The sequence below is a fragment of the Alteromonas sp. W364 genome (assembly GCF_031846205.1).
Lineage (GTDB): Bacteria > Pseudomonadota > Gammaproteobacteria > Enterobacterales > Alteromonadaceae > Glaciecola > Glaciecola blandensis.
This window is the reverse complement of record NZ_JAVRID010000004.1, coordinates 98,501-116,754: the sequence shown is the minus strand read 5'-3', so window position 1 is coordinate 116,754 and position 18,254 is coordinate 98,501. Positions and strand designations below refer to the sequence as shown.

Annotated in this window: 17 protein-coding genes; 2 read left to right on the top strand and 15 right to left on the bottom strand. The window is 42.7% G+C overall.

All coding sequences use genetic code 11. The features are described 5' to 3' along the window. Positions 1-2 precede the first annotated feature (2 nt). The 15 genes from RM556_RS07750 to RM556_RS07680 form a co-directional block, all read right to left on the bottom strand. On the bottom strand, positions 3-770 hold the full coding sequence (locus RM556_RS07750; protein WP_311374330.1) for an SDR family NAD(P)-dependent oxidoreductase: 768 nt from the start codon (positions 768-770) through the stop codon (positions 3-5). Next, a complete protein-coding gene (locus RM556_RS07745; protein ID WP_311361594.1) occupies positions 754-996 on the bottom strand; it encodes an acyl carrier protein in 243 nt (80 codons plus the stop codon). Before RM556_RS07745 ends, RM556_RS07750 begins: the two co-directional genes overlap by 17 nt. Then, entirely contained in the window at positions 993-1,580 is a 588-nt protein-coding gene (locus RM556_RS07740; RefSeq protein WP_311361593.1) for a GNAT family N-acetyltransferase, read from the bottom strand. Before RM556_RS07740 ends, RM556_RS07745 begins: the two co-directional genes overlap by 4 nt. Further along, entirely contained in the window at positions 1,577-2,716 is a 1,140-nt protein-coding gene (gene pseG, locus RM556_RS07735) for a UDP-2,4-diacetamido-2,4,6-trideoxy-beta-L-altropyranose hydrolase (RefSeq protein WP_311374329.1), read from the bottom strand. The genes RM556_RS07740 and pseG overlap by 4 nt, the downstream gene beginning before the upstream one ends. Positions 2,717-2,722: 6 nt before the next feature. Then, on the bottom strand, positions 2,723-3,838 hold the full coding sequence (gene pseI / locus RM556_RS07730; RefSeq protein WP_311374328.1) for a pseudaminic acid synthase: 1,116 nt from the start codon (positions 3,836-3,838) through the stop codon (positions 2,723-2,725). A gap of 112 nt (positions 3,839-3,950) precedes the next feature. Then, on the bottom strand, positions 3,951-4,958 hold the full coding sequence (locus RM556_RS07725) for a hypothetical protein (RefSeq protein WP_311374327.1): 1,008 nt from the start codon (positions 4,956-4,958) through the stop codon (positions 3,951-3,953). Then, positions 4,955-5,659 (bottom strand): pseudaminic acid cytidylyltransferase, encoded by a 705-nt coding sequence (gene pseF, locus RM556_RS07720; protein WP_311374326.1) that lies wholly within the window; start codon positions 5,657-5,659, stop codon positions 4,955-4,957. Before pseF ends, RM556_RS07725 begins: the two co-directional genes overlap by 4 nt. After that, positions 5,656-6,873: a UDP-4-amino-4,6-dideoxy-N-acetyl-beta-L-altrosamine transaminase gene (gene pseC / locus RM556_RS07715; protein WP_311374325.1), complete on the bottom strand. Its 1,218-nt coding sequence runs from the start codon at positions 6,871-6,873 to the stop codon at positions 5,656-5,658. Before pseC ends, pseF begins: the two co-directional genes overlap by 4 nt. Beyond that, positions 6,870-7,868: a UDP-N-acetylglucosamine 4,6-dehydratase (inverting) gene (gene pseB, locus RM556_RS07710; RefSeq protein WP_311361587.1), complete on the bottom strand. Its 999-nt coding sequence runs from the start codon at positions 7,866-7,868 to the stop codon at positions 6,870-6,872. The genes pseC and pseB overlap by 4 nt, the downstream gene beginning before the upstream one ends. A 2-nt stretch (positions 7,869-7,870) precedes the next feature. Further along, a complete protein-coding gene (locus RM556_RS07705; RefSeq protein ID WP_311374324.1) occupies positions 7,871-11,632 on the bottom strand; it encodes a 6-hydroxymethylpterin diphosphokinase MptE-like protein in 3,762 nt (1,253 codons plus the stop codon). A gap of 12 nt (positions 11,633-11,644) precedes the next feature. Then, on the bottom strand, positions 11,645-11,953 hold the full coding sequence (locus RM556_RS07700; RefSeq protein WP_311361585.1) for a hypothetical protein: 309 nt from the start codon (positions 11,951-11,953) through the stop codon (positions 11,645-11,647). Further along, positions 11,950-12,378 (bottom strand): flagellar export chaperone FliS, encoded by a 429-nt coding sequence (fliS, locus tag RM556_RS07695; protein WP_311361584.1) that lies wholly within the window; start codon positions 12,376-12,378, stop codon positions 11,950-11,952. Before fliS ends, RM556_RS07700 begins: the two co-directional genes overlap by 4 nt. Before the next feature lie 143 nt (positions 12,379-12,521). Continuing rightward, positions 12,522-13,955 (bottom strand): flagellar filament capping protein FliD, encoded by a 1,434-nt coding sequence (gene fliD / locus RM556_RS07690; RefSeq protein WP_311374323.1) that lies wholly within the window; start codon positions 13,953-13,955, stop codon positions 12,522-12,524. Positions 13,956-13,970: 15 nt separating this feature from the next. Continuing rightward, positions 13,971-14,447: a flagellar protein FlaG gene (locus RM556_RS07685; RefSeq protein WP_311374322.1), complete on the bottom strand. Its 477-nt coding sequence runs from the start codon at positions 14,445-14,447 to the stop codon at positions 13,971-13,973. 88 nt (positions 14,448-14,535) lie between these two features. Next, the gene (locus tag RM556_RS07680) at positions 14,536-15,375 is read right to left on the bottom strand and encodes a flagellin (protein ID WP_311374321.1); all 840 of its coding nucleotides are present in this window, start codon (positions 15,373-15,375) and stop codon (positions 14,536-14,538) included. Positions 15,376-15,631: 256 nt separating this feature from the next. On the opposite strand from RM556_RS07680, the gene RM556_RS07675 reads away from it, so the two are divergent. Both RM556_RS07675 and RM556_RS07670 read left to right on the top strand, forming a co-directional pair. Further along, the gene (locus RM556_RS07675; protein ID WP_311361580.1) at positions 15,632-15,937 is read left to right on the top strand and encodes a hypothetical protein; all 306 of its coding nucleotides are present in this window, start codon (positions 15,632-15,634) and stop codon (positions 15,935-15,937) included. An 85-nt stretch (positions 15,938-16,022) separates the two neighbouring features. Continuing rightward, a complete protein-coding gene (locus RM556_RS07670; RefSeq protein WP_311374320.1) occupies positions 16,023-18,002 on the top strand; it encodes a S9 family peptidase in 1,980 nt (659 codons plus the stop codon). The last annotated feature ends 252 nt before the right edge of the window (positions 18,003-18,254 follow it).

Below are 18,254 nucleotides of genomic sequence, written 5' to 3'. Positions count from 1 at the left end.
TTTTAAGCAACGGTCATCAGGCCATCAACACGGATACATTGGCCAGTTATGTAAGCGCTGTCCGAGCGCAGAAGATGGACGATGGTGGCAGCAATTTCATTGGCGGTGCCAGCACGTTTCATACCCACATTGTTAAGCACCGCCTGGCGTTTTTCATCTTGATAAGCATCCGTCAATGGCGTTTCGATGAAACCCGGTGCGACCGCATTGACTCTTATATTGAGCTTAGCGAGCTCCTTTGCAGCCGATTTAGTCATACCTAAAAGCGCAGCCTTACTGGTACTATAAGCGACTTGTCCAGAGGCTCCGTCGAGACCAACAACCGAACTTACGTTTATAATGCTGCCTTGTTTCTGTTTGGTCATGAGCCGACTTGCCAGTTGCAAGTGTTGAAAGCAAGCTGTGACATTCACCAAAAGCTGCTGCTCAAATTGCGCTAGCGATGTCATACCGAGCATACTGTCCAACATCACACCAGCATTGTTGACTAAGCCATAGAGTGAGAATGGTGATTGTTGAATTTGTCTAAACGTCTGTTTCACTGCCTCTTGATCTGATACATCGTAAGTGAGCACGGTAAGATGATGCTCAATATCCGAAGCACTGATATCTGCACTAGCCAGCGTTTCTTTTAACTTTTTTTCATCGCGGCATGCAGCAAACACGTGCCAATTTTCTTTTAAGCACGCGATGAGGGTAGCAAGACCAATACCGCCACTTGCTCCTGTGATGAGAATAGCTGGGGCTTTATCCTTAGAAACTAAGCTCATATTTACCTAGTATTTCTTTGGCTTTGCCAACCGAACTCATGTCGATAATATCGTCGGTATCTAGCATCACATCAAATTGATCTTCTAATTCAGCAATCAAAATCATGTGTGCCGTGGAATCCCATTGCTCGATACTATTGTAAGCCAAGTCATCGGTGACGGCACTCGCGTCAATATCCAAAGCGGTGACGAATGCCGCCTCTAGTTTTTCAGTGTTTGTGCTCATGCCTCATCCTTCTTATCGTTCTTTTGCGGTTTTTTGTTTGTGTTGCTGCGTGAAAGGAAACGCCTTACCATTTTAGTCGCCTCAAGATAGTCCTCAATGTTTAATGTCATTGTTAGCCAGTCTCCACGCTTTGCAATTCGATAGCCTAACTTTTCGTTATAGGAAATCGCTTGTGAATTATTGTGATGCACCGTCGCCGTTAAGGAGCTCACATTCAAGGTGTCAAAACAGTAATCGTTCAGCACTAAGCTGGGGGCAAAGGCAAGGATGTTGCCACGATACTTCTCATCACCAATATATAAGCCTGGTTCAACGTGTTGACATAGGCTTAAACTATCAGACTCAGTCATGATATTAGCCGCACCAATCAACGTTCCTTTATAGCACACCGCAAAATGTTGGACGTGTGGTTTATTCGCTAAGCCTTCAAACCAAGCCAAATGATCTGACATCGAAATGATGTCTTGTGACTTCATCATACTGCGGATATCTTCACGGTTTCGCCACGCTAACAATTGTACTAAATCTTTTTCTTCAATCGGGCGAAGCACAAGCCCATAACCACTCAATTCATGTTTTATCATTGTTCGTTCGCCACAAACTTAGCTTGCGCGATACACGCGTCAAGTATGTTGTGTATACCAAAGCCTTGCGCTTGTCGCCCTTGCATCTGTTCAATAGCCATCTGCTGCGATTTTTCTAGCGCCTTGTCTTGATCGAACGCAAGTGAAAGCTGTGTTGCTAGGGCTAAGTAATCGTCCCAAGTGACCGGCTCTTTTCGCCAATCAACAGCTTCACACCAGCCTTGCTGGCTTGCCTTTTGCGTCGCCGGGTATTGGTTGTCAGCCACCACTAGCAAAAAGCTTGGAGTGTAACAATGGAGTAGCTCAAATTGACTACCTCCAGCAGCACACACCGCTAACTTGCTATGAAGCATCATATCGGCCATGTCTTGAGCATCATGAACATGCTGCACAGGCATAGAGATATCGAAAGCTTGATCGTGTGATTCTATGCGACCTTGTCTAATACATGCATCCAATTCGCCTGTATTTGCATACGCGGCGCCTGTCACTACTCGCACTGGTATTTCTACTCGCAAGGCACTTAATGCAGCGAGTAAATGTAAGGAGTGGTTTTGTGCATCTGCACCACCAAATGAGACAAGCATAGAATGACGCTCAGAAATAGGGATAGGGGCTAAGTCCAAAAATTCCAGACGCAAAGCTTGATAAGCATCGCCTAACAACAAAAGACTAGTACTCGCATTTTGCTCATAACCGAGTTCTGTGGCAGAAGGCGCGCCATTAATAATAATATTGGCTAGGTGTTGTTGGCCATTGGCTAAGAAGGTATTGATATCATCAAAGTAAGCAAAAGGGAGGTCTGCGGATTTGAGTTTTTTTTGATAATCGTAGTCAAACTGATAGCCATCTAGTACCAAAAATACAGGCTTATTGTTGATGGTATCCTTTCCCTGTTTTGCAGCGAAGAGCCCCTGAATAATATTAATTTCATCATCAATGCTGGCACCATTTGGAATAAGTGCAGTGTTACCCTGCCATTGGTGACGGCTTTGTAAGAAGCGCTGAGTTGACTCGGTACAAACAAATGTAAACTCGATCTGTGCTTCTTGAGCAGCCTGTGCGAGAGCAAAGCACCGCATTAGATGGCCAAGCCCCGCTTGTTGATTACCTTCGACTCGGAATATTAGCTGCATGACGTTTTACGAACCCTGTGTAGAAATCAGTGCCCAGCTTAGCGGAGTCCCTATATGCATATCTTCCTTCGCGATCGAACCCACAACCGTATCAAGATGTTTAGGCGCTAAGCCATGCGCTGGACGAACAATTTTCACATGTTCTCTGCTCAGAGTTTCACCCGCTTTGATTGGTTTGCAGATATAAATAGAACGACGATACTGCTTAGATTTTTCTTCTGCTTGGCTGCCACCATAAGTTACTTTGCCCATGGCTTGATGAACACGTTCAGTTTCAGACACCAATTGAGCCAGTTCGTTTGGTTCCATTGAAAACTCAGCATCTACGCCACCGGCATCTCGTGATAAAACAAAATGCTTTTCAATAACACTTGCACCGAAAGCAACGCTCGCTACAGACACACCAATACCTGCAGTATGGTCAGATAAGCCTACTTGGCAATCGAATGTGGTTCGCATGTTTGGAATGGTGGCTAAATTAGTGTTTTCCGGCAATGCTGGGTAAGTACTCGTGCATTTTAACAAAATAATCTGCTCGCAACCCCCAGATTTAGCTGTTTTTACCGCTTCTTCAATTTCGCTGATCGTTGCCATGCCAGTCGACATAATCATCGGTTTACCTTGCTTCGCGACTTTGCGAATAAGGGGAATATCAGTCAATTCAAATGATGCAATTTTAAAACAAGGTACATTTAAACTTGTTAAAAAATCCACTGCATCTTCGTCGAATGGGGAGCTAAATGCCAGCATCCCCAGACTATTTGCCAGTGCAAAGAGCTCTGCATGCCACTCGTAAGGCGTGGATGCTTTACCATATAAATCAAACAGTTTTTCTCCAGCCCATAAACTGTCTTTTTCCTGAATAACGAAGTCACCGGAGTCAAGGTCTAAGGTCATGCTGCTGGCTGTGTAGGTTTGTAGCTTTATAGCATGTGCCCCTGCTTTTGCTGCTTCGTGCACCATCTTTTTAGCTAAGGCAAAATCTTGGCTATGATTGCCGCTCAACTCAGCAATGATGAAAGGCTTGTGGCCTTTTCCGATGTCTACGAATAAATCGTCATCACCAATACGAATAGTCGCTTGTGCTGCGTTTTCGTGTTGTGTGTCTAATTTGCCCGACATATTACTGGTCCTTTTGCGCTTAGAGAGCTCACTCGAATGACTCTCTTAATGAATTAATAAACTTGACGCTGTTTTACTTTCTAAATGGCCTTTCTTAGTGGCCTATATCTACTCAATAGGTATTTTCTTTTGCACCATCTACACTACCATCAAATATACTCAACACACCCTCGACTAAACTATCGACTTCCGCTGGTTGATGTGACATGTCTGTGGCGTAATCCGGCATTAAGGTTCTAGGGTCAACCGTACCACTGATAATCATACAGGGACAGTTCACCGCAGTGGCCATCCACTGAGGTGCTGATGGCACTGAAATTAGCAAGTCACTGGACTTCAGCATGGCGAGAGTATCTCGCAAGGATTGTGTGCCATCAAACTGAGACCACACCTCAAAACCGGCGAGTTGAAGCGCGTTTTTAAGTGCCTCAGCATAAGGATAACTGCGTTCTGATGTTCTTGCTTCAGTTGCCAGGGCAATCACCTTTTTTTGTTTCCGTTTTTTGGCAAGAGCACGATCTTGAGTAACATCGATGTGCATATCGAGTGTTAAGTCATGCCAACCACAACATGTTTTTAGATAAAATTCAGGATACCCGCCCTCTGGCAAGTAATCCGTTTCCCACCAAGTAGTGTGCCACCGCATCATGCTAAACCAAGTGCTTTGCATATAATGACTCGGATCATTCACAAACGAGGGTTGCAGCGTTTGATTCTGAAATTGATCGATAAGGTCTGCGATAGACATGCCAATATAGTTACCTTGCACCGGCTCGCCAGCATCCTTTAGAAAACGCGCCAAGAAACAAGGCATAAACCAAGTATCCAAGTTGATGATTTTTGTGTAAGCCTCACCTATAATTTGCTCTGCTAAACCTAAGAACGACTCCATGGCTTGAATAATATCTTCCGGCCACTCTCCTTTATCCAAGCCAAAGGTTTTTATGCCCGGTTCAGCCAGTGCCATCATTTCTTTTCCGGCTGCGTAACTTAATACATGAATGTCTGCCTCAGGATGTTTGCGCTTGAGATAGCGAACAGCTGGCAGGCCAATACAGGTGACATCACCGAGTCCTAGCATTCTGATCACTAGAATTTTTTCTTTGTTTTCGCCGCTCATGACTTTGCAGCCTGTGACATCATATATGCTTGATACATCAATTCAGCTCTGTCCCAGTCTTCGGGTGTATCAATGTCTTGCACTAAATGTCTCGGCAATACAACAGGAATACCGTGTTCAGAGAAAATAGCTTTTGGGCTTAAGTAATCTTCGGTAGTGCCCCAATAAAACTGCCCAGCGTCATGATACGCTTCTGGCAAGTCCTGTGAGCGCTTATAAATATCTTCTTGAAATGCTGGGAAAGCGTAGTTTTCTTTTAGGAACAATGCTCGCTGGATCGGAAAAGGAAAGCTAGTGACTGAATATGCGAAGCCCTTACTCGGATCATCAAGTAAACCTTGAAGCCCTTGCTGAAGATACTTTGCTTGTAAAAAAGGTGCCGTTGCATAAATGCAGCAGCAGAATGCGGGTGTCGCGATATTGTCTCGGTACCACTCTATAGCATGGTTTGTCACCGGACGCGTGCCTGTCATATCATCGGAAAGTACATCAGGTCTCATGAAAGGCACTTTTGCACCAAATTGTTTGGCAAGCTCAGCAATCGCTTCATCATCTGTAGATACGATAATGTCATCAAACAGCCCGCTTTCTTGTGCCGCTTTTATTGAATAAGCGATGAGGGGCTGTCCAGCAAATGCTTTTATGTTCTTCTTGGGAATACGCTTACTCCCGCCTCGTGCCGGGATCACTGCTATCTTCACTGCAATATCTCCGTTAAGGTGTCCACTACTTTTTGTTGTTCTTGTTCAGTTAAGCTTGGATAAAGAGGAAGGGTAATGGCTCTATTATAAAACCGTTCAGCACACGGATAATCACCAGCTTTAAAGCCTAAGGATTGATAATAAGGATGCAAATGAATTGGAATGTAATGTACGTTAACGCCAATTCCTTTCAGTTGTAACTGCTCAAAAACGTGTTTTCGTTTAGCGGATATCGCTTCTGCGTTTTCGCAATTCTCATCATCGAGCAATTCAATCATGAATAGATGCCAACCACTTTGATTGCCTTTCTCATTTGTCGTAGTCGTTTGTTTTTCGTCAATTGGCAGGACGACCGGCAGACCTTTTAGCTTCTCAAAATAAAAGTCAGCACACTTTTGTCGCGCTGCAACAAAGCCATCAAGCTTCTTAAGCTGAGAAATACCCAGGGCGGCTTGCATATCACTCAATCGATAGTTGTAGCCTAATGTTAACTGTTGGTAATACCACGGGCCTTGCTGCAGTAGGGCTTCTGGGCTACCTTCAAATAAATCTTGATTCCGCGTGACGCCATGCTTGGCAAATAAAACCAAGCGCTCTGCGAACTCAGCACTATTGGTCATCACTGCGCCACCTTCTGCGGTGGTAATGCTTTTCACTGGATGGAAGCTCAATACGGACATGTCCGAAAACTCACATGAGCCAATTTTTTTACCGTGATAAGAACCGCCCAAACCATGCGCAGCATCCTCAATCAAGACAACATCAGTGTCCTTTAGTAAGCTCGAAATTCGCTGCATATCGCAACTAAATCCTGCAAAATGAACGACGATAATGGCTTTTGGTAAGGCGTTATCCCGTTTAGCTGCGTTCACTCTTTTCGCTAATTTTTCGATATCAATGTTACGCGTGGCAGGGTCCATATCGATAAAATCAACCTTCGCATTGCAATACAAAGCACAATTTGCCGATGCAACAAAGGAATTAGGCGTGCTCCACACAAGATCGCCAGCCTCGACGCCTGCGGCCAGACAAGCTACATGCAAACCAGATGTTGCGCTGTTCACAGCAGTGCAATATTTTGCCCCCGTGTAATCACATAAGGCTTGTTCAAACTCAGGCACTTTGGTGCCCTGCGTCAGAAAATGGTTTTCTAATACATCGACGACAGCGTCAATATCGTCGCTATCAACATGATGCTTGCCGTAAGGGATCATAAGGTTTGCTTGTCCAAATCTTTTAATTCATCAACGCTAAGGAAATGATGATTAGTACCAGAATGATACTCAAATTTATCATCTACTTTTTTGCCTTCTTCACCCAAGCTATTTTTAGCATAACTAACGGTTTTATCGAAGAACTTGATGGCTGGAGTAATCACAAAATGATCATCAAACTCATAAGAATGGTGCGCCATTTCAGCAGGAACCATAATTTCATGTAACTTTTCACCAGGACGAATACCAATAAGCTCATGTTCTCGATGACCACACATCGCTTCGACTAAATCGAGTATTCTGATGGATGGTATTTTTGGAATAAAAATTTCACCACCTTGCATGCGTTGAAAGTTTTTCAATACAAACTCAACGCCTTCATCTAGGGTGATCCAAAATCGGGTCATTTCGTCGTGGGTAACCGGCAATACTTTTTTGCCTTGGGCCAATAGTTGTCGATAAAACGGCACAACTGATCCTCTTGAGCCCACAACATTGCCGTATCTGACAACGGCAAATCGAGGACCATCAGCACCAGCTATGTTATTTGCAGCAACAAATAATTTGTCAGAAGCCAGTTTTGTTGCACCATACAGATTAACAGGGTTGGCTGCCTTGTCTGTAGACAGTGCAATAACGCGGTGTACTTTCGCTTCTATACACGCATCAATCACGTTTTGCGCGCCATTGATATTCGTTTTAATACACTCATTAGGGTTGTATTCTGCAGCGGGCACTTGTTTTAGTGCTGCAGCGTGGATCACATAATCCACACCGCGCATTGCACTGACAAGTCTCGCGGCGTCTCTTACATCGCCAATAAAGTAGCGCATACTTTTATGAGAAAACTCTTGCTGCATCTCAAATTGCTTTAATTCATCGCGACTATATATGATCACTCGCTTCGGGCTGTAGTTAGCGAGAATATGCTGAACATATCGCTTTCCGAATGAGCCAGTCCCACCAGTAATGAGTATCGTTTTATTATCAAACATGCTTATTTTGCCTTTTGGTAAACACCAATATTCTTTTCAACTACCGCGTGCTTTTGCCAATTCTGAAACACTTCTAATGCGCTTAGTTGTCTTGCGATCTTTAAGCCACGAGAACCAACAGAATCGAGCTCTGTCGCATTTTGCGCAGACTCGTCTTTATTGTCATTGCTCGTTTGCCTTGGTATTGCAATATAGTTTTTATAGTCGACAAAGCCATCACAAACGACCTTATCCAATATAATTTGCTCAATATAGGCAAACGCACGGGTTTCGTCATCCGTCGCTGCTGATTGCAATACAGGATCTTTGGAGGCTGCGTCATCAGTTTCTGCATGCTCCAATATCGAATGCAATGCATTTTTCAAGCCAAGCTCAGAAAATTCTAATTTTTGTATAAAAATAAGTTGCTTATCTAAGTCACCAAGGTGGTTAATTGCACTTTCTAAATGAAGCTTAAGCGGTGCAAATGGCACTTCACCTTGCTTATATTGCTCAATGTCACCACTTTCCAATAAGCTGGGTAGCACTTGAAAACCAAGTTGTAAGTGCTCAAAATGTGAAGCAGAAGAAATCCAGTCAGGTTCGTAATCACAAGCGATACAAATCAATATGTTGTTGTGTCTATCGCACGCATGTTCAGACTCGTTCATGGCATGTAGTAACTCGGTGACCGCCTCCCACTGACTGCGACTATTCACCAATATAATCTTATCTGTTGCGTTCTCATCCACATATTGCGGCTCCGACAATATCTGATTGCCGTCAACACATAGCGCTTGCAGTGGATATATTTCAGATAGATCTTGTATTTCTCTATCGACTGCACTTTTAAGTGCACCATCGAAAATAATAAAATGGATATCTTGGCTAGCTTGAGCTGCTTTGATAAAACGCTCTCGGGTTAAGGTAAAACTCGATGAAGTGTCAAATAGTTGCGCTGGATTTGACAACAAAAGTTTGACGTTGCTAAGCAAGTTTTGCCAAATCAATATCGCTTCATTTGCAACTTCTAGAGCGGTTTCTCGATTCTGATGCATAGCGGCTTTACTCAACACAGAATTAATATAATTCATCGAGCCATATAAATAATAAAAGAATAGCGAGTTGCCCTGCTTGTAAGAATAAAATAAAAATTGCTTTTGTTTTTCGACTATCTCAAATATATCGTCTTGATCGTGCAGTTCAAGGTTCAACATCTCGTTTAGCTGACTTAGCTCACCCTGCAGCTTATTCATGTCGTACTTTTCATCAAAGCTTCGATTGAACTGCCCTTCTGGTAGATGACAGAAACAGGTCTGTAATGTTTGTAGCGTTTGAGACTTAAGCTCAGGACTCGTCATTAATAAGATATTATCAATATCTAATGGAGATGTGCCTTCAATACGCGCACCATCGCTAGTGTTGTAACAATCTACAGCCTGGGACGCTAAGGCTTGTTCAATGATTGTTTTAGCTAACTTGAACTCATGTTTGGTATTCACCACTGAACGGAAGTTGCCCGGTACCAGCAGGCCCGTATTATTTGCTTCGGCATACTTGTACATCTCTTTGCCTTTCTCATCGTAGTAACCAGACTGCGCTGAGTGATGCTGAGTGCTGTCTACAAACCCCATGTCCACACCAAACAAATAGAATTGATGGAATCCAAGCCTTAAGAACAAGTTAATAGCGAAGTTACTGACCGTTGGAAAAGCAAAGGCCAATGACTCAGCTTTGTCTTCGCCAATCACGTTTAGCGCTGAAACTGTCGCTGACTCGCCTTCCTTAAAGGCAATCATCACATCTTTGTACAAGTCACAGGTATCGGGATGAATTCCGTTACAGCTGAGCAGCGTTATTTTCTTCAGGTAGGCGGGATCATTGACTCGGCACGCCCAATCATAGGTAGCCCTGTTCAATTCAATTTCAGCATGAAAATCGGGAACAATATTATTACGATGTAGCACCTGTAATGAGGTTCCGCATGAAATCACAATCGCCTGATCTTGTAGCTCTCGAATTGTTTCCAAGCTGTAGTCTAAAGATGGCCCATTTCCTACAAACAAAATTGGTAATTCTTTCTCTTCTGCATTCAGATATTGGCTTGGTTTCGCTTTTAAAAACGGCACATTTTTACGTAAGGCTTCTTTGGTGTGTTCAATAGCAAAACACGCATGATCGAAATATTCGCCCATGGAGACAACGATTTGAAGCTGTTCACGAAGCTGCACGATGGCGGCATTCAACGACGCATTGTAATACCCTTGGTAGAAAAATGTTTGGCTCAGAACATAGGGGCCAATATTGTAAAATTGACCTAATAGATCTCTAAATAAGTTAGTCCCATCATCGCCTATGTTGATGTACAGATTGGCGCCCTGCGCATCAATTTTTTGTAAAATGCCAGCCCAATCAATTGCGTATAACGAAGCATAAAAATAGTCACGGTTAGGCTCACAAATGAAAAGTTTCTCGACTTCTCGATTATCTAACAGACTTTCTAGCTCGTAGCCTGCACCTAATCCAAACAAAATAAGTGACTTTATTGTGTCTGGCAACATACCGGCTTCGTCTTCAGCTTTCGCCAACAAACGTTCGGTTTTCTTGACCATCCGGTAGTGCAAATAGTGTTTTAGCTTTTGGCCGTTGTACCCTAAAATCAATCCGTCTTTATTCGGATTCTTTTCAAAGCTTTGGTAGTTCTCCAAACCATCTTGCTTGGGTTCTGGCCCATAAAAACACGCACCGTTAAAGTGATTGAGCAAATTAATTTCATGCGCTTTATTCTCAACCACTGACCATGAGACAGGTTGATAGCTTTCAAACTCGGCATGAATGTTCGGGTAATACTGTTTGAATGCCGCCAGATTTTTTACAAATTGAGGATGTTGACAATCGCTTGCGACAAGTTCCTCAACATTCTGGCTTAAGGCCCAAGCTTGGGTGTATTGCTGAAATGATTCTTTGCGGCCAAACGAACCTTGCTGCCTACTAAGCGCTTCCCATGTTGATGAGCGAATTGCATGCATTGCAGTATCGAAAGCAGGTGCATAATAGTGTTGATATACCAAAGCCTGTTTTACAGGGAAATGCGTTTTCAGTTCATTTAAATCTTGTACTAACGTGCTGGCGTCTTTGCCCAATTGAAAATACAAACCAATATCATGCTCTTGTATGAGTTCAAGCAACATGCGCCAATCTTTCACCATACAAGCACTTTTAAAGTACTGTGCTTCTGGTTCATAAATAATAATGTGCTTTACAGGGGCCTTAGCGTTCAGCAAATAATTGACTAAGAAGTCGACATGTTGACCTAGACCCAAGCCCAAAATGACTAAGACGTCAGATTGACTTGCGTGAGCATCAACAAATTGTGCGTTTGTTCTTAGCTCTTGGAGTAACATTGATGTACTCTTTTGCTCAGCTTCTTCCTGCTCACTCTGACTGCCAGAAAATGGAGGGCGCCTATCCTCTGAGAAAGATAAAATAGCCGAATGTTGCGCAAAATGTTGACATTGACGGAGTATTTCAGCACCTGGTTGCTCACCATAAAGTGTGCGACCTAGTCCAAAATCGACAATATTGTACTCTTCATTTTTATTACAAAATATAGAAATATTGTCACTGCGTATGGCGTCTAGTTCACCATTTAAGCTTGGAATATGGCGTGCAAAAGCAAGCCTATTTTGTTGAATTGTTTCAGAGATATAAGCAGCTGAACGTTGCTCAATGGCTTCTTGTTGTTGCTCATTTTGATGTATATGGACACGGATATCGTTCAACATAATGTTTGGGTATCACTTATATTTTTTGACCGCTTTCATACCCCTGACTAAACCACTCAATTCACTTAATGAGTCGGTGAATAAGTTCTTTATTGTTGCTTGAAGTCGGTTGTTCACAGATAATTCAGCATTTGCAAATGCTTTGCGCTCATCAGTCGACAGTGATTGTAAGTGTGTTTGGATGAACTCATCTCGCTGAGTCACTTTCAGACGAAGATTTTTATCATCTAACTCTTTAGCCGCTAACAACACACATATCGACTCATTGATTTCGCTAAGGCGCTCTGGCGTTAGCTCGTGATTCAATTCAATTTTACTCACACTGATTGGCGTTTTTGACGTTGAGCTTCGTATGCCTCTTGCTTTGCTTCTTCGGGGATACTCAGCCATGCTGTCTTAATCGGTAACAGCAGGTTAATCACTTCATCCATTATCTGCAAGCTGTTTTGCATGTTCGCGTCGACCAGACGTTGCACCATATAATCATATAGGGCATACAAGTTATCAGCGACTTCGCCACCAATATCTAAGTCTAAAGTATCGCGAAGATTGATTAAAATTGCGCTGACTCTCGATAGATGCTCAGACTTGCCGGCTAGATCTTTTCTCTCCATGCAGCCTTTCGCATAGGCCATACGGTCGAGAGCGCCTTGCATAAGCATCAAGGTCAAACGGTGAGGATCGGCGGTGGCGACGTCTTGTTTCAGACTGCCTTTTTTGTATGCGTTAATGCCTTTAAGGGCCATGCAATATGATCTCCAAATATGGGTGATACTCTACTATTTCTAATTTTTTGATGACGCCTCGAATGTGAAAACTTACCTTTCGAGGAGGCTAGTAGATTTATCAATTACTAAACGTAATGTTGCTATCCATTTACCGAACTTGCTTACAAAGAAGCAAGTAAGGCCGAACTGGTTTGCTGTAAACGCGCGACCGTTTGGTCTAAATTTAGATAACGTCCACGCAATGTTTCTTCAAAACTGACCAAACGTAATTCGAAAGCCGCTCGGTCATCGAGCAATTGATCTCGTTGATCTTTTGCTGATGTTTCTCTATCGGCAAGAACACCATTTGACTTAGTGTATTGATCGAGAAAGTCATATAATTTATTTGCGATGCCATCGTCAGCGGTGAATAGCTTAGACACTTCATCGAAGTTATCTTCTAATGCGTCACTTAACCGACTCTCACCGGTACCCAAACCAAAATCAGAGCTGCCAATTTCAAGCTTTCCATCACTGGTCAATTCAATACCAATCTGGAAAAGGCCACCCAAGGCTGATTCAGATACTGTGCCACTCAAAATATTACCTAGGCCAGCCTGTATGCCGCGCACCGTAAAGTCGCCTGCTAGAGCGCCATCCTCCTCCAACGAGGATTCACCGTAGCGGGTCAGTGTTTGGATTTCATCATTCAAAGAGTTATAACTCTCCACAAATGCTCGGATCTTTTCGTCTAAGGCTTCTTCATCAAAACCGATGACAAGAGATGACGACTGAAATACATCATTCGCGTTCTTTTCAGAAACAGCTTTCGCAGTAAACGTAACGTTTTGAATGGTGTTTTCGAACTTATTCGTGTCGCTTTGCACTGTAATACCATCGATGATGGCCTGTGCATTTTCAGCGACACGTGTTGGTGTTAATAAGGCAGTCGACTCAGTTGAATTTGTTGTGGCTAGTCTGTTCAAACCCACAAGATCATTATCATTGATAATATTCAAGTCGTTGCCTTGCCCTGTCACAGAAGAATTTATGACCAACTTAACACCACCCGAGTCGGTCCCGGTGTTGATGATGTTGGCAGTGATACCAAAGTTGTCTTCGGCATCGTTAATTTGTTCACGCAATTCCGCGAGGGTGGTACCTGCAGCGATATTAAGTGTAAACGTTTCACCCGCATCACCTACTCGAAAAGTTAGAGACCCGTCTGCATCAGCAACAGAATCGCTCGATGATGCAAATGCTGCATTCTCTGTTTCAATTCTCGTGCCGCTTGCCAAGCGCTCAACGGTAATATCGTACTCACCGGTTAAAGCCGAGTTGGATGCTTCTGCAGTAAAAGGTTCGGTGTCTTCTGATGGGTTTCTGATTGTGGGTTCGCGACCAGTTAACGATTGATCTTTTCGAAGATCGTCAACAGTGTCTTTGAATTCAGATAATTTAGATTTGATTTGTCCGAGACTTGAAATCTCGGACTCAATGGTTTCTTCACGGGCATCCAAGCGAGCTGCTTTTGGGGCGCGCTCCGCCTCTAGTAGTTGTGCTACTAATCCTTCGAGATCCAGTCCAGAACCGACCCCTAATGATGAAATGCCCATAATGTTACCTCATGTTTAAGCCTGCCCTCTCAGTAGAATACCTGCACTACTGCCAAATTCAGACTGTAATTCGTTAATCCGCTCTGCAAATTTTAGCACTTCCTCGGAAGGAATTTGCCGTATCACATCTCCAGATACCGCATCCTTAACCGTCACTACTGATTTATCGGTTGCTTCATCTATAGAGAATGCTAATTGCGTGTTTCTATTTTGCAGAAACTCACTAATATCACCCAGCGCTTGTTCAACCTCAACAACGCTTTCCTCTCGTTGTTTAGTATCGGCCTCACTGGAAATACCTTTAGCAATTTGCTGAGCTTCTGTGCTCAATACTCCACTACTTTGCTTAGTCGCAATATTAGCGTTCTGTGCGTCAGATTTTGCCTCTTCAGAATCATTAACCTGAGAGACACGCTCGAATACCGGCAATTCTGTCGGTTTCGTATACTGACTTGCAACATTGTTGCCAGCTTGCGGGATTATTGTGTCCATTTTCAATACCTCCAACTATTAAGTGAGGAGCGGTTGCACTCAAAACACAAGTGAACCGCCCGTTCAACGCAACTAAAAATCTGTTTTATTAGCCCAATAAAGCAAGTGCAGATTGCGGTCTCTGGTTTGCTTGGCTCAATACTGAAATTGATGCCTGTTGGATAATCTGATTGCGCGTCAATTCAGCGGTTTCAGTCGCAAAGTCAGTATCTCTGATTTGGCTTCTTGCACCGGCTAAATTTTCCGAAATGTTGCTTAAGTTTCGAATAGTAGACTCAAAACGATTTTGCAAAGCACCTAAGTCAGCACGCACACCACCTACAGCTGAAATAGCAGTATCAATGCTGGTCAAGGCTGCTGACGCATTTGCAAAGGTATCCACAGTCAAGGAACCAATACCTAGGCCAGTAGCGCTGAAGCCACTAGCACCAGTAATGTTGCCTGCTGACAAGTTAATACTGATGGTTTGACCGCTATTCGCACCCACTAAAAACGCAGCAGAATAGCTAGCGTTCAAGAGACTCACATTGTTGAATTTGGTGTCTGTTGCAATACGAGAAATCTCTGTTTTTAAAGCAGATACTTCTTTTTGTAGTGCGAGACGGTCAGACGAAGAATTGATTCCGTTCTGTGCTTGCACTGCTAATTGTCGGATTCGTTGTAAAGAGTTGGTCGTCTCGGCTAATGCGCCTTCAGCTGTTTGTGCTAAAGAAATCGCATCGTTTGAATTTCTCACCGCTTGATTCAAGCCTTCAAGTTGGCTTGTAATCCGATCAGAAATTTGCAGGCCTGCAGCATCATCAGCAGCACTGTTGATACGAAAACCTGACGACAATCTTTCGAATGATTTATTTAAAGCTTGCCCAGAGTCAAATAACTGACGTTGAGCGTTTAGCGCAGATACATTGGTGTTTACAAAAATTGACATAATACCTCCAATCAAAACAGAGCGAGTGTATGAAACTCTGTTTCGAACCTATATTCATGCTATCTTGGTTCACTAGGCCTTGATAGCTACCTCTTGTTGTTCTGGCTCGACACGAAACCAAAAAAACTTTAAATTACCCCTCGACTAACTGTATCGGCGCAGACTTGAAGAACTTTAGTAAAAAAATCAAAAAAAAATACAAAAAAACTAAACAATTGTTTTTCAACAACTTTAAATCAGAATCTGGCGACTAATAATGGAATACATCACCCTTATCATTGTGTTTATCATGGCTTGTATCAGCCTTTTTTCGTACTTGAAGGTGAGTCGCAACTCGCTTAACAAGAAACAATGGTTTCACTTATCAGTGGTCTGGGCGGTCGTATTTGGTTTGTTTGCAATATTCAGCGCTATCTTTATGCTTGTTGCATTATTCAGTGTTATTACGGGCGAATGGGATACACAGTTTTTGTTATCAAAATTGCCTGTATTTGTAACCACTATCCTCAGCTATCGTGCCTTTGCTTATTTTAAAAGTAACTTTAAAAACGCCGCTTATTAGTTAGATAGCCACCCGCTAATGTTCACAAAAGACGGGAATATTGATAAGCTCTAAGGCTAATTTCTACAAGGATGTAAGAATAAAGATGAAAACATTAATCACGTCTGTTTTACTCATTATCACGTTATTTTCACTGGCGAATTTATCGCATGCCAATCCACATTTGGATACTTTCGGAAGACTGCCTTTTGTAAAAGATATACAACTGTCTCCAGACGGCAAACACATTGCCTATCTGCGTGAGGTTAATCACGAATACATAGTGGTTGTGCAAAGCTTAGTGAATCCTAAACAACAACCGCGCACGCTTAAAATAAGTGACAACAGAATGCGCGACATTAATTGGGTGGGTGATAAGAAATTATTGTTTACCTCTTCTGGCACGCTATATTCTGGCGGTGATTTTGAAACCTTTACACTCTATCGCACAGGCATCATGGATATAGACGACGGCAGTGTCGTGTGGCCGTTTGATTCCGCTAAGTTCAAATACAACGTAAGCGGACCAAAACTCGAAAGTAAGATGTCGAAGGACACATCTCATATCATCATGTCTTACTACTATCGGCTTGGTGCTGATGCCACCTCTTCAGAACAAAAAAGAACTGCACGCAAAGAACGGAAACTCATGAATGCAGTCTTTAAAATAAATATTGAAGATGGCTCACGGGATAGAGTGTTTAGTAAATCCGATATTATGGATTTTACCGTTGATGATCAAGGCGATATCGTCATGTACAAAAAGTACGATAAAAGGTCAGATACAAGCATGAACATGTATCTTGTGCCAAATACTAATGACTATGAAGCTTTATACATTAAAGAGGGCGAAGAGCTTAGTTTGTTTGATTATTCTGTCATAAAGCTAAGCCCTAACAGAAAAGCCATCTATTATTATGGCCTCAAAGATGATGATATTGGAGTACTGTTGGAGGGGCGTATAGAAGGCAATAAAGTGGTTGAATCCAAAATTATCTCTGAAAACCAAATCTATGACCTCGATTATATCCTAGTCGATTACAACACCACCGAATTGATAGGCTATGACGTCGAAAGAGATTACAATGAAGCATCCTTTTTCGATGTTACGCACGCGCAAGCCTATGCCGACCTAGTGGCCACATTTCCTGATGCCGAAGTCAATATCAACTCATCAAACCGGGAAAACACAAAATTTGTAGCCTCAATTACAGGCGACCAAAATCCGGAGGAATACTTCTTATATGACACCCAAGAAGGCAGTTTAGCCTTTCTTGGAAGTGGTTTCCCTTTGCCGCAGGATGCTCAATTACAAAAAGTAAGACGACATACCTATAAAGCAAGTGATGATCTCCCTTTATTTGCTTACTTAACCTTGCCAAAAGCAAACGAAGCGAAAAAACACAAACTCATCGTACTGGTCCATGGTGGGCCTGCATCAAGAGACTCCAAGATATTTAGTTGGGAAAGACAATTTTTCGCTGCAATGGGCTACGCCGTTTTTCAGCCTAACTTTCGAGGATCTGAGGGTTTTGGGCGAGCATTTAAAGAAGCTGGATATGGAGAATGGGGTAAACGCATGCAAAGCGATATAGACGAGGGCGTCAATAGCTTGATTGCTGCAGGCATTGTTGACCCTAAACATGTTTGTATTGTAGGTGCCAGTTATGGTGGATATGCGGCTATGTATGCAGCAACAGCTAAACCAGATATGTATCAATGTGCGGTGTCATTTGGTGGTATAAGTGAGCTTAGTAATATTTTCTACCATGAGGAGCAACAAAAAAACACAATTAGTTATTGGACCAACAGTATCGGTGAACGCAGTGCATTAGAAGAATTAAAGAAACACTCACCACTGTTCATGGCAACTGAAAAAACCTCTCCTATCTTGTTACTTCATGGCTCTGAAGACACCGTAGTACCCTCTTTTCAATCCGATAAAATGCATAAGCGTTTAATTGAGTTAGGCCATAAGGATACTCAATATATTGAAATCGAAGGTGAAGATCATTGGATGTCCTCCGGAAACAGTCGCCGTATTTATTTAGAGAACGCTATCCGCTTTATTGAAAAAAACATTTAAAAGAAAGGTAACTCTACAAAAGTTGGCACACGGTATGCTTTAAAAAACATGTTATTTGTTGTTTTAAAGTGTGTGTCAATATCTCGTGCCGAGGTAATTACTAGCTAATCATCAGGATGATTGGTTAGAAAGGAAAAAAGGTCGAGCCATAGGGCGGCCCGACCAACTTGCTCACGTTAGGAGTTGGAGCAAAGCAGTTTCGTCGGCTTGCAGGATTGTAGAACAAGTTACTGGCCTCTCAACCAAAACTTC